This is a genomic window from Photorhabdus namnaonensis, from assembly GCF_001684335.1.
In the GTDB taxonomy this organism is placed as follows: Bacteria; Pseudomonadota; Gammaproteobacteria; order Enterobacterales; family Enterobacteriaceae; genus Photorhabdus; species Photorhabdus namnaonensis.
The window spans coordinates 142,713-155,823 of the sequence record NZ_LOIC01000044.1 but is presented as its reverse complement, the minus strand read 5'-3'; the positions used below and the strand labels follow the sequence as shown (position 1 = coordinate 155,823).

At 41.8% G+C, this 13,111-nt stretch carries 11 protein-coding genes and 2 pseudogenes; 4 read left to right on the top strand and 9 right to left on the bottom strand.

What is annotated here, in order from left to right; all coding sequences use genetic code 11:
* Positions 1 to 76 precede the first annotated feature (76 nt).
* Together Phpb_RS09090 and Phpb_RS09085 are read right to left on the bottom strand one after the other, a co-directional pair.
* On the bottom strand, positions 77 to 1,615 hold the full coding sequence (locus Phpb_RS09090) for an esterase family protein (RefSeq protein ID WP_240492482.1): 1,539 nt from the start codon (positions 1,613 to 1,615) through the stop codon (positions 77 to 79).
* Positions 1,616 to 1,969: 354 nt separating this feature from the next.
* Positions 1,970 to 3,415, bottom strand: coding sequence for a 4-hydroxyphenylacetate 3-hydroxylase family protein (locus tag Phpb_RS09085; protein ID WP_065390059.1), 1,446 nt, complete (start codon positions 3,413 to 3,415; stop codon positions 1,970 to 1,972).
* A gap of 265 nt (positions 3,416 to 3,680) precedes the next feature.
* Here Phpb_RS09085 and Phpb_RS09080 point away from each other — a divergent pair.
* Positions 3,681 to 4,400, top strand: a pseudogene (locus Phpb_RS09080) (zinc-binding metallopeptidase family protein); the annotation flags it as partial.
* A gap of 228 nt (positions 4,401 to 4,628) precedes the next feature.
* Here Phpb_RS09080 and Phpb_RS09075 read toward each other — a convergent pair.
* Positions 4,629 to 5,225 carry a DUF3156 family protein gene (locus Phpb_RS09075; protein WP_065390058.1) on the bottom strand — a complete coding sequence of 199 codons (597 nt, stop codon included), beginning with the start codon at positions 5,223 to 5,225 and terminating at the stop codon, positions 4,629 to 4,631.
* Positions 5,200 to 6,693 carry an APC family permease gene (locus Phpb_RS09070; protein ID WP_065390057.1) on the bottom strand — a complete coding sequence of 498 codons (1,494 nt, stop codon included), beginning with the start codon at positions 6,691 to 6,693 and terminating at the stop codon, positions 5,200 to 5,202. Before Phpb_RS09070 ends, Phpb_RS09075 begins: the two co-directional genes overlap by 26 nt.
* A 449-nt stretch (positions 6,694 to 7,142) precedes the next feature.
* Between Phpb_RS09070 and Phpb_RS09065 the strand changes: the two genes are divergently transcribed.
* Positions 7,143 to 7,802: a response regulator transcription factor gene (locus tag Phpb_RS09065; RefSeq protein ID WP_065390056.1), complete on the top strand. Its 660-nt coding sequence runs from the start codon at positions 7,143 to 7,145 to the stop codon at positions 7,800 to 7,802.
* 158 nt (positions 7,803 to 7,960) lie between these two features.
* On the opposite strand, the gene Phpb_RS09060 is transcribed toward Phpb_RS09065, so the two are convergent.
* The 4 genes from Phpb_RS09060 to Phpb_RS09045 all read right to left on the bottom strand — a co-directional run bounded on the left by Phpb_RS09060 (position 7,961) and on the right by Phpb_RS09045 (position 11,034).
* Positions 7,961 to 8,263 (bottom strand): type II toxin-antitoxin system RelE/ParE family toxin, encoded by a 303-nt coding sequence (locus Phpb_RS09060; protein WP_065390055.1) that lies wholly within the window; start codon positions 8,261 to 8,263, stop codon positions 7,961 to 7,963.
* On the bottom strand, positions 8,260 to 8,523 hold the full coding sequence (locus tag Phpb_RS09055; protein WP_040148927.1) for a type II toxin-antitoxin system ParD family antitoxin: 264 nt from the start codon (positions 8,521 to 8,523) through the stop codon (positions 8,260 to 8,262). The genes Phpb_RS09060 and Phpb_RS09055 overlap by 4 nt, the downstream gene beginning before the upstream one ends.
* Before the next feature lie 810 nt (positions 8,524 to 9,333).
* Positions 9,334 to 10,215 (bottom strand): nucleotidyl transferase AbiEii/AbiGii toxin family protein, encoded by an 882-nt coding sequence (locus Phpb_RS09050; protein WP_240492476.1) that lies wholly within the window; start codon positions 10,213 to 10,215, stop codon positions 9,334 to 9,336.
* A 45-nt stretch (positions 10,216 to 10,260) separates the two neighbouring features.
* Entirely contained in the window at positions 10,261 to 11,034 is a 774-nt protein-coding gene (locus Phpb_RS09045) for a type IV toxin-antitoxin system AbiEi family antitoxin (protein ID WP_065390054.1), read from the bottom strand.
* A gap of 399 nt (positions 11,035 to 11,433) precedes the next feature.
* Here Phpb_RS09045 and Phpb_RS09040 point away from each other — a divergent pair, with 399 nt between their 5' ends.
* Positions 11,434 to 11,844, top strand: coding sequence for a DUF4172 domain-containing protein (locus Phpb_RS09040; protein ID WP_240492475.1), 411 nt, complete (start codon positions 11,434 to 11,436; stop codon positions 11,842 to 11,844).
* Between the two features lie 169 nt (positions 11,845 to 12,013).
* Here the strand turns inward: Phpb_RS09040 and tnpA are convergent.
* Positions 12,014 to 12,439: pseudogene (gene tnpA / locus Phpb_RS09035) on the bottom strand (IS200/IS605 family transposase).
* Positions 12,440 to 12,495: 56 nt separating this feature from the next.
* Here tnpA and Phpb_RS26710 point away from each other — a divergent pair.
* Positions 12,496 to 13,111 (top strand): RNA-guided endonuclease InsQ/TnpB family protein (locus Phpb_RS26710; protein WP_240492473.1); only part of this gene is annotated, 616 nt, incomplete at its 3' end.

Genomic DNA, 13,111 nt, shown 5'->3' with positions numbered 1-13,111 from the left:
GAATAAAAATCATCGTTATCTGATAAAGGGATACTAAATAAGCTATGTGACAATTATGTGAAGAAAATAAATTAATTCACCATTTCGCTACCAACGACCGGGTTCCGTGGTACAAGGTTTCACACCACGAAATATAGTTATGACCACTAGAAACTTCACTGGATTCAACTGGATAACCTTTCTGTAATAACGTCTCTTTCAGGCGACGGTTATTATATAAAATGCCCTCCAATTCCCCGCGATTAATTTCAAACAATCCCGCTTGTAAATAGAAACGCAGCGGTTTTTTCTCCGCTTTAGCAAACTCGCGGATCAACCATTCAGGCTTTTCTCCCTGCGGCGCCCACCAATATGAACCAGACATACTGAGAACATTGCCAAACAACTCAGGATGATTAAACGCTACCCATGAAGATGCCAATCCACCATAGCTGGAACCTGAAATAATGGTACGTTCCGCCGGAGCTTTAATACCCTGACCGGCCAGCCACGGCATCAATTCACTCGCCATAAATTCAGCAAAATTAGGATTGGGCGGCAATTCCTGACCCCGACGTACACTATCTAGGCTATCAATAAACACCACATACATAGGTGGAATCTCGCCCTGTTCAATCAGGGAATCGAAAAATCTATCAATATAGTACTGCTTACGGTAAATCTTCCCATCAAACAGCACCAACATAGCAGGCTGTTTCATCGGAGTAACCGGTTGATAAATCGCAATTTCTCGACTATTACCCAGAATCTTACTCTCAAGCTGATGAAGTTTAGTCGCTCCCTGAAAAGGCGATTGTTTGAATTGTGCGATATCACATAAGGTTGGCCTTAATGCCAGCAATGAATCATGGTTAAACACATCTTCGGATAAAGTCGGCACTACATTTTTATTTAATGGATCGGCCTGCGCCGTTACCAAAATCGACCTACGCTGTTCGTCAGCCGTGCCTTCAACCCGCGGCAAATCCGGCGCCAATTTATATTGCATCAAGGTATCTGACGGAACGATATAGCTACGAAACCAAACATCAGTACCCGCCAAATGTGACATTGGATCATGATCACCACTCGGTGCACCAAAAATAAAGACATTCGCTTTTGCTCCACGCCACAAGAAAGTGACTCGCTTATGCTTATCATCATAATCTTCAATCAACGGCGCACCCTTGCGGGTTATTTCCCGCCAGAAGGCATGAGTACCTTTTCCTTGTGCGACTTCAGTTTGGAGTTGTTTCAGACGCGGGCTCTCTGGTAGCTGTCCATCATCATCATCCTTGGGAATATAAGGTGGAAATGACAACGTAAGCTGCCACGGTTCTCCCGCCTTGCCCTTGGCTGACAACCGATATTTTCCTGCCTGAGGAACGGTAAATCCAATTGACTGACGGGCATCCACCGGGCCATCAGTAAAAAGCGTGCGAATATGTTGTTGATTACCCTTCTGCACCACCAATTTTTGCATACCCAATGCCGATCCCTTTACATAATGTTCAGCCTGAATTTTAAATTCAATACACGATCTCCCCTGAGAATTAAAATTCCCGGTTATTGCTTGCTGATCTTGCTGAAATTTTATTTGGTGACACGGAGAAGCAAAGACATTAAAGGAAGCCATAAGAGCACATATCATTATGTTTATTTTCATTTTTCTCTCTTCTTGATTGTTAATTATTAGTATCCAATTTTCTAACACGGCAAATCATGCACTAAGTTCTTATTTGATAATAAGAACAATTACTATTATTAATAGCATAAATTGTGTGTTAACTTTCATTAAAATAATTCTTTAACAAGACGAAATAATTTATGGATGGATACATAAATAATTCAATATCTTGATATGATATTAGTCGAACCATCCTATCTTTCAAAAGATTAAGTAACAAATAATACGGGATATAATCTATCCCGCATCGTCAAATTTTATAAAAATAAAACGAGTTAGCTGCATCTGAATTAAATACAGAATTTAACTCACATCCATAGAATCTAAAATCCCTCGGCTCATACTTTTAGCAAAATCCCAATCATATTTTTCATAAACACGAGACAGAGCAATAAAAGGCGCGCCTGAATAGAACATTTCATATTGAGTATGACGTGATGCAAATTCAGAACCGATCGCATCCCACACTAACTTCAATAATTTCACTCGTTCAATGGGGGCCAGTAAAGTTGAATATTGTGTTTTTTCTATTAAATCACGAATTTCTGGATTTGCTAAATCAATATAATTTGACGGTAACATAATCACACCACCACCTGAGAGTTTTCTGATGCTTTCTATCACCTTTGGATAAGTTGACTGCAATAAAACCTGGCAAGCATACAGTTGTGATCGATTGGGAATATAATATTCATTATGCCGATCAGGATTGTGGATCAAACCACGAAACAGCCCTTCAATATTAGTAGCATAACAAGCAAGCTCGGCTAACGATTCACGAACAGCCGGAAATTCATTAACGCCGGTAGCTTCGGTAAGTTGATGAGCCAAACCCGTTAAGAAATGTAATTTAACGGCATACCGAGCCATACCCTGAACATCCATTAAAACGTCAGCGCCAGTTGCCAGAAATTGCTGGCGACACATCTCCGTATTTTTATAAACAAATACTCTTTCCCACGGAACAAAAACATCGTCGAAATAAATTACCGCATCATTTTCGTCAAATTGATGGGCTAAAGGGGAATCAAATTTATTGCTGCCTATTTCATAAGATTTTCTGGAAAGAATTTTTATTCCCTTTGTATTCAACGGTAATGCAAAAGACACCGCATATTTATCATCAACGCCCTCTTTGAGTGGATTGAACACACCAACAACAACTTCTTCTGCAAGGACAGCCGCTGTTCCTAACATCTTTGCTCCACGAACAATGATGCCTTGCGGTTTTTCTTCCAATACACCGAGAGTATGAAATACGTTTTTTACATGTTCACTGGGCGTTTTAGATCGATCACCTTGTGGATTGATTAATGTGAAAGCCAAATAAATATCTTTATCACGGGCATATGAATAGTAATTTTTTAACGCCTCTGCCCTATCCTTAGAATATTCCTCAAATACTTCCAAATGAGTCATCATTCCAGTAAAGGCAGCAGAAACATGATCTGGGCTTCTACCTAACCAACCACAACTCTGCCTTGCCCAAGCATACGCCGCCTCACCTCTGGCAATTAATTTCTCTCGGGTAGTAGGAAGTTCCCAATATAAACCAACACGCTTACCCCCAGGAGTTTCGAACGTCATCCGATCAGCGTGTTCTGCCTGATAATCATAAAGTGAAGCGACAGTCCTAATTGCATTCCGAAAAGCAGGGTGATCCACATGATTAGTGATCTTTTCTCCATTCAGAAAAATGGTTCTTCCATCACGCAAACTTTCAATATATTCCTCACCGGTCTTAGACATTAACAATTTCCTCCGAAATAGAATTAATTCTAGGTAAATCGATTTTCAAAGGCATGACAATTCCCTACCCTGTTGCCGGGCATTGCCATTTAATTCTTCTATCTATTATTTTTTCTACTTATCCAGTATAGATTGAACAACAATAATTCGATAAAAGATTTCATTAAATTTATTCGAGTATCTGTGATCTCTATCTTAATTCGATGCATAAGTATACGATTTACCTTCCTACTACTCTATCTTAACCACCAACCGATTAAGGACCGGTATGTCACCTAACGTTGTACAGGCTGATGCCGAAGTTTTATACCTTGTTCGCGCTCCGCAACGGGATCAGGCTCAAGATATTTATCAACGAGTTATTGATATCGCTAAAGGTGCCGCCTTAATGACCGGTACGCAATTGAATATTCGCTTTAACACAGCGTGTTCAAATTATGTTCCTAACCGCACGATGGAAAGAGCGATGTATCAATATGTTCAAGCTTTTGGTATTTCTGAATACACTGATGAAGAACGCCAATTTGCCGAAAAAATCCATCAAACACTGACAAAAGATGATTTACGCAATGTCAAATTCAATGCAACTCAGATAGCGGGTGAAGAGGGTAAACGCTGGAGTGAGCGACAAGGGGAAAAAGCACTGACAGATGAAGTCTTGCCTTATATAGAATCGCAGGAGTTAATATATGCCTCTACCGATGTTGGAGATGTTAGCTGGGTAACACCAACCGCCCAATGTTTCAGCCCCTGCTTTGCCTTTGGCACACCACTGCATACTTGGCAACTAGTCGCACAAGGACGTTCATCCATTGCTCACAAAGGGATGTGTCTTGCCGGGAAAATTATGGCCGCTACCGCGCTTGAATTATTAACAGACCCGGCTCTGCTATCAGAAGTTCAATCAGAGTTCAAACACCAGAGGGATAAAAATCCCTATCAGAGCCCCATTCCACCCGATGTTAAACCATCACCTTTGAAGTAACTTTGCTCCGATAAATACTGGCTTGCCTATAACAGGCAGACCAGTATTCAGTCATTTACATAATTAAAAAATAATAACGACAGCAAACACAAAGGAAAAAACATGAGTGAAACAACTCCCCCTGTAAATAAGAGCCCGGGACGCATTTTCGGTTTGATCGAAAGAGTTGGAAATAAAATTCCAAACCCTTTTATTTTGGTAGAGTTTACAGTATAGCAGGCGAAAATATTAGATCTTTCCCATGAATTGGCTAAACATCAACAATGTACTGAGTAACAAATGGCGCTGTTCAACAGTCAAACGCAAATAACGACGGCTAGCCGGTAATCGGCTGACAACCTCGGAAGCGGCAAAATGCTCCACTTCAAGTTGCCATTTCCCTTGATGAATATTCAATATCAGATCCCGGAAATCCAATTCTGCCAACGTTTCACCAATTAATGGATGCTGATTGAGTAAATCAATAATTGGCTGTCCATATTCCGCACCATGACAACAGTAATAAATCACACTCTTTCGCCGAAATATTCCTTTCACTTTGGCTCTAATAACGATTTTTTCCTTGAGTGAAGTGATTCCCTGTAAACGAAAACAACAACTGACAATATAGGCCAGAAACAACGCTTTCGGCTTTTCACAAACTTCAATCTGCAATCCATCAGGCAACGTCACTTGCAAACTTTCTGCTGATAAACGCTCACAACAGTAAGGCGACAAATTCTGTTCCAACCGGTTTAGCGTTATACCTGCCTGATAGCCAGTAGGATAGCGGGGTTTATTCAACCGCCGCCAAATACCATTAATCAAGGGAGCGAAGTGGCTCAAGTCGCACCTCCCGCAATTCACCCTTAGTAAAAGTATGCGAAAGTACCTGCTCAACGGGTACGGGTTTAAACGGATTCACCCGTTGTACACAGAGAGTCCAAAACAAGGCATAGCTAGCGGTCAGACCCAATATGATGGCGAATGGAATATACACATCACCGGGATTCATTCCCGGAGGCGTGATGTTAATGATCGCCAAAATAATGCCTACACTAGAGACAATTTGAGGTAATGGGAAAAAGGGTGATTTATAAGCACGATGTAAATCAGGTCTGCGGATACGCAGCAATATCACAGAACATGTCACCAGCAAATAAGCGACGCACCAGGCACATACAGCGGCTAATACCAAAGGCATAATCCGGTTCAAATCACCTTGAATAATAAAGGTATGTAAACAGGGGATCATTACCGCAACCAAAATCCCAAATATTGGCGTTTTAAAACGTGGATGTAGATAAGCAAAAATACGCGGTAATGCGCCATCCAATGCCATACCATAGAGAATACGCGGCACCGCCGCCATCAGGGTATTAATCGTTGCCGCTCCCGCCAGTAATAGCCCAATACCAATCCAATATTTACCAAAATCCCCCATCACCTGACCGGCAAAAGCGGGAATTGCCATTGGCGTTTCCAGCAAGCGAACGTTATTTTCCACATCCACCAGCACATTTTCTACCTGATGGCTGATTGACGCGCCATATAGCCCCATACATAAAGCCACCCCACACAGGCCGGTTATCATTGCTCGTGGAAGAACTTTGGCAGAATTTTTAATTTCAGGCGCCATTGGCGTCACCAACTCACAGCCGACAAACATAAACATCGCCATACCTACCAAGCTCAGTACCGCCAAGGGATCGCTCAGATTAAGCCCTTCACCAAACCAACTCTCCAGCGGCACAGCAAACGGCATTAATAATCCGCAAATACTGAAAATAACCAAAGTACTCCACATGCAGAATGTCAGCACAATTTCGACTTTACCAAACGCTTCAATACCCAACGCATTAAGTAAGCCGAACATAATCACTAACCCAACGCCGACCATCCATGAAGCGTTATGACTTTCCACCATCGTATTTAGGCTGTCAAAATTCACTAATGCCATGATACCGGAGAGGATCGTTTCTGCTGTACCCGCAAAAATATGGACAATTAAATAAGCCGAAAGCGCACCGGTAATCGCCCAGAATCGCCCCATACCACAAGAGATATAATCATAGACAGAGCCGGAGGTAGGTAAAATAGCCGCCGCCTCGGCAAATGTCGTCACTTGGGCCTGCATCATGATAAAACTGATCAGCATTGCCAGTACGAAAGTATCACCACCAATCCCAAAACCACTGGTCACAGTCAGAATAACCGGGCTTGCCATAATCACCCCGACAGAACTTGCCAGTGCGGTAGGAAACCCCACCACTCTCTTTTCAATATGCGAAGTCAGTCGTGTTGACATATTCATTTATCTTCCCTCTTAACTTCTAGTCGTAAAAATAATGCTCACGGCGATTCATTTGTGAATTTTTTGTAAACTTTATTGAGGATAAATACACTATAGAAAGTGAAGAGGAATACCGACCATCGTCCTAAAGAACGATACCTAAAGAGGGATTAATCACTGAAAAGATGTAACGAAAAATACCAGAAAACAGAAAAAAGCAAAAATAATCACTTAAATATCAACTAATAAAAACAAAATCGCTTAGTTAATACATTAAGAAATTATTTCAGATATATACCAAAACACCTGTTCTTAGCCGGTGATCATCACGTTAAGAAATTTCATTTATTGCAATCTGTATCACGTTATTAATATGTTTATTTTGTGTTAATTGCGCATTTTAATTAACATTTGATTAATTTTCAGTATTGATTTATCCAATTAGATATTATTCTAAAGGGAGAACTTTCTTGTCTACTGTACCACCGAATAGCCGTGAAAATGCTTTAATCTACAGTTGCTTAAATACGATTTCCCATCTGGTTCCTATCTCAGCCGCGGCATTCTATCTGGTGAATAATGAATTACGCCCCGAAAACTACATCCTGTACGGTATTTCAGACGAAACTCACCAAAATTATCTGGCTCATTTTCAACATTTAGATCCATTAAAACCGGCTAATTATCAACAAAATAATATTAATATGGTTGGCATGGATCAGAAAACACTGACTAAACATAATAAGTATTACCATGAATTTATGCAGCCAAATAACATACAGGACATTGCCGAAATATTTATCCGTCAACACAACAGAATTATTGCCGGCGTCTCTTTATTACGAGATACCCCATTTATACCAAAAGACTTTAATCGCCTCAGCGCTATTCTGCCATTAATTGAATTAGCCGTCAGAGATTTGCTTCCTGAAACCCCGACTACTTTGACAGCTAAAGAGCAAGAAATTATTAATTTGATAAGAGAAGGATCAAGTAACAAACGTATTGCACAGATACTTAATATTTCCCTGTCTACCGTCAAAACCCACCTGCGTAATATCTTTGCCAAAACCAAAGTCACTAACCGTACTGAATTAGTTTCTAACGGGTTTATTACTCGGCATTTGTGATTGGTAGGATTTGATAAATTATACCCGTCATCTTTCAAGTTGCCTCTTTGTTGGCTGCACTCGTTCACCCCGGTCACATAGTTTGCTATGCTCCCGGGGATTCACTCCCTTGCCGTCGCGATGCATCTTGAAATCCATAGGGTATATACGTTGTCGATCTACAAGTCATCCGGTTGATTAAAAATACCGACTATATCCCGAGAACCGTGCAGTATCCGTTCTATACGGACTTCTGTATCAATAATCTGAAAGAAAACGACATAGCGACCATAAGCGCTGCTTCTGACCCCTTTCCCGAGCTCAGGCCTTTCCCTATAAATTGCGGGAGCTTCCGCTAATAACAAGCATTGCTGGTATAACTCTTTGGTAAAGCTGAGCGCTCTTACAGGATTATCTTGTGCAATCCAATCGCCGATTTCTTCAAGGTCGTGTTCTGCCAGAGGCGAAATACTCAGTTTCATTTACCCTGACTACCTTCGGCCATGTTCTTGTATTTTTGCGTGAGGCGGTCAAAAACATCTCCCGCATCTCTACTTTCACCGCTTTGGATGCCAGCCATTATAGCGCTTTTGAGTGATTCAACTTTTACTTGCTGCTCTCGCTCTTCTAACGCACGAAGACCGGCGCGAATGACTTCGCTTGTATTGTTATAACGACCGCTATCAATCTGATTACGGATAAATGCTTCAAAATAAGGGCTTAGTGCTACACTTGTTGGCATAGTCATTCCTCCAGTGTTTTTAATATCTATTAATAACTATTAGTATAATTTAGAGGCATCATTTCAGCAATATTTTGACAGGCAATTGGACTAGTGGGAGTATTTTTTGGCTGCACTCGTTCACCTCGGTCACATAGTTTGCTATGCTCCCGGGGATTCACTCCCTTGCCGTCGCGATGCATCTTGAAATCCATAGGGTATAAAACAAATTAAATAGTTATATCGTCATTAACCATTAACGGTCATCTTTAATTAAGCAATTCTCACGCTTGACGCTTATTCTGATCGCTAAAGAACAAGCACACAGAGACTTCATTATTTCCCGATATTGGTGATTTCACCCCACGCTAACAAAATACCAGGCGAAAAACCCAGAATGAGTCAAATAAAATCACTATTCGCCTCATTTTGTGAGTAGAATAGAGCCTTATTTGATTCACAGGTGACGCCAATATGGAACCATTGACATAATTCAGTATTTAACACGGTTTATAAAATCTGTAATTTACGGCAATTATTGCCGTGTATTTTTATAAGCCGTTGTATTGCTTTTGAAGGGACGGACTTTCTTTGTACTTGGTAAACAATGAATACGACTATTCGCCTTACCAAAAGCATTTCCCTTACCAATATAGTCATAATGCTTTCATATTTGGCACGAAAACGATTTAGCATTAACCAATGGCCCCTCTTCAGGGGCAATCCTTTTCTGATAAAACAGTTTTCGTAATTTGATACAACACCGCTCCACCAGTAGACATGGGTTTTGCATGCCGTTGAGGTAACCTTCAACTATAGTGTTACCACAATCTAATCTACGCCAAGTACATGACGCAGATTTTGATACGCTTTAGTATGTTTATCCGTCCCCATCTTCGCCAAATTCCTCTGTTTCCAGAGGATGGCAGGCAGTTGCTCAACACTTTCTAGTCCCAGCAATGACCAGTCTGGCGTTCGGTTTTTAAAGGATAACAGAAAAGTACGCTCCTGTTCGGTTAAAGAGTCGTTAATCAACTCAACCAAGCTTCCTCGCGTCGCTTCCAGTTCGGCCAATTCGACGTGCTGTTCTGCCATATTCAGAAACTCACCATGATAGACACCAGCAATGTCCTTGAAAATGGGCCTAAGCAATTCGGCGATAGGACGGCTATGGCTAACCATGTAGACTATCAGAGCCTTGCGAAGATCATCAGTAAGGCCCTCGTTATCCAGCAACCATTTCATATCGAACAAATCTCTAGGATGTTGCCTATCCAGTGCAGCGCAGATTTTTCCGGCATAGAGATCAGCATGGGAAACGATTTGGATTTCAGCGTAGCCAAACTCATCTTCCACAACCTTGCAGACTGTCATTACCTTCGGTTCAAACACAGTACCACGCAAGACCGGTGACAACTCAATTTTTATTTGAACGCCTGATCTTCCTACAATCAACCGCAAAGCATCGTCTTTATCCCGGAAAGATTCGATAATTTCCGCGTCTGCCATAGCAGCTCGAATGGCAACCGCTATCTTACTCAGAGCAGCTTTGATCGCCGTTAAAGCTTCTGCACGTTGCAGCATCGGTAAAAATACTAGATCAATATCAACCGACAACCGAGGCAAGTTGCGAACAAACAAATTGATAGCCGTACCTCCTTTCAAAGCAAAACACTCCTGTTCAGCAACAAAAGGCAGTAGTTGCAGTAACAACTGAACTTATCGGTAATAAATACTGTTACGATCCATAGCCTCTCCCTACATATCCTTGGGCACCGTGATGAGCCAGGTATTATCCAATCGCCCTTCGGTAGCAATGACGCGTTTGCCAGACCCTAGGTTGTACTTTTGAGGCTCCAACTTCTTAAACCAAGCGTGCTGATGCCTTTCTGCTAACCAAAGAAAAAGCCGCTTTACCTTAATACTGGAACAGGCCAGAAGCAAAGCATCAAGTTTGCGCGGTGACAAATTGTATAATCCCTGCATCAGTTGTTCGGCATGTTCAAAGCTGACAGCTTTGGGTACATCCACCAAAACTTCGAAGATAGCCCTTTCCGGGCAAGAGAATTGGAATGCAGGCATTCCCTCCCGCCATTGCTCCTGCCTAAGCCAAGTTGAGTCAGCTATCAGATTTTCCGGCCATAACGCTTGGGTCCGGTGCCCTTTAAAATACACATCTAAAGGTACTCTGGTCAGCCAGCGAGGTAACGGCTCACTAGAATACAAGTGAACTGTTCGGATATGAGAGCGGGTGACGTAGTGAGCTAACCCGGCTATCTCCAGAGCAGTCAGCCCACCGAGGTGAATAGGTGTTTCAGACATACGCTGCAATGAAGCAACAACACCTTGCCAGTTTAGGTGGCAACTGAATTGACTAAACACTCCAGTAGCAAGAGGGATAAGTGTTTTACTACGCACAGTATTGTCTACAAAATGAAGTTTAAGCCCTTGAGCAATGAGCCATTGTTTGGTAGCCAACATACCAACAGGAAGTAATTCTTTAAGTCGTTGACGTGCTTCAGAATTTAACATAGTTTATGAAATCCATAATTTGCGGCGGTTATTGCCGGATATTCAATAGATCATAAACTAGCAGATTTTTTTGTGGTTTATAATATCTATTTTTCACGGCAGTTATTGCCGTGTATTTTCATTTTTATAAACCATTGCATTGCTTTTGAAGAGATAAGCTTTCTTTATATTTGGTAAGCAATGAATATAACCATTCGCTTTACTAAACTAATCACCAAGTATCAAAACTGTACAGTGACTTTCTCTCACCACTCAATCACAAGTGATTATGATTGGTAAAAACTCACCCAATGTTGGCAAAGATACCAGGCGAAAAAACCAGAATGAGTCAAATAAAATCACTATTCGCCTCATTTTGTGAGTAGAATAGAGCAGTTATTTGACTCATGGGTGACGCAAATGTGGATATGGGAACAACCGAACTGGCCTGCATTTCATTGGAATGTCGATACTATTGCACCATTACTGCGAGATGTGCACTTCAACCAAGGATTGCTATTAGGCAAATCTGATTATGAAGACACCAAGCAGGCAACGCTTGATAGCCTTCTATCTAGCATACTCTATTCAAGTGAAATTGAAGGGGAAAGACTGAATGCAGCTTCGATACGTTCATCATTGGCAAACAGATTAGGTATTACGGAAGAAAAACCTTATCCAATCATAGAGAAGAGTGACGGCATTACAGAGGTTGCTCTTGATGTGATAGAAAATAGCCACTCCGATTTAACCCTTGAACGTATACTCAAGTGGCATCAGTTGATATTCCCCGAAGGCTATACCATGTTCAATCCGATACATAGCGTATAACTTATCAAGGGCCGTTGCCCTGATATTATGGGTTATTTTTAGCCTGTCATGGGTTGTCAGTCCCAATAACAGGCAATAAATCTCTGTGGATTTATTGTCAATGCCGGCCTTTTGCGACACCCTCAGTGCGGGCGGGGATATAAGGCGAAAGCCCGTAGGGCTTTAAAGATCAATCAGGCGTTGACTGACTCTGAACATAAGCTCTGAGCGTTTCAATCGTCGCCTCTCCGGTACGACAAACAAAATATGATCGTGACCATAGAAGCCCTGTCTTACTTTGCATCCTCAGGTGCGTATTTTGCTGGCGCAGCAGACGCGATGATACCGATTTCAGATTGTTGACCATAACACTGACAACCAGTTTTGGAGGATAGGCAATCAGCAGATGGACATGGTCTGGTTCTCCGTCCATCTCAATAATTTCACCTTCGAGTTTTTCAGCAGCAGAAACAAAAGCATCCCGCAACTGCTCTATCATTCGTCCGTCAAACAATCTTCGACGGTATTTTGTCGTAAAAATCAGATGCACAACAAGTTTGCTGACGCTATGCCGTTTTCGGAGGGATCCTTCCCGTCAATCGTCGTGATTACTCAATTGATATATTCCATTAACCTGTTAAAATATATACATTATATCAATGAGCGCTAACGATGTTAAGAGCCACAAAAGTACGCATCTACCCGACACCTGAACAGGCAGAATTTCTCAATGCCCAGTTCGGCGCTGTTCGTTTTGCGTACAACAAGGCTTTGCACATCAAAAAACAGGCTTATCGGCGGCACGGTATAAGTTTAAGCCCCCGTAAAGATCTGAAGCCTTTATTGGCTGTAGCGAAGAAATCCCGTCAGTATTCATGGCTCAAAGAGTATGATTCTATCGCGCTACAGCAGGCGATAATCAATCTTGATGTGGCTTTTTCCAACTTTTTCAATCCGAAACTGAAAGCACGTTTCCCAACATTTAAGCGTAAGCATGGAAAACAATCCAGCTATCATTGCGTTGGAGTGAAAGTGCTTGACGGTGCAATCAAAATCCCGAAAGCCTCGCCGATTGCAGCCCGGTTGCACCGTGATATTACGGGTACGTTGAAAAGCATCACGTTGAGTCGCAGCGCGACAGGGAAATACTATGCGTCGTTACTCTGTGATGATGGAGTAGAAGTGCCAGCAAAGTCAGCATTGATAACCAATATCACGGGGCTTGATGTAGGGCTGAGTCATTATGCAATTAAATCAGACGGTACAAAGGTAAGTAATCCGCGACACT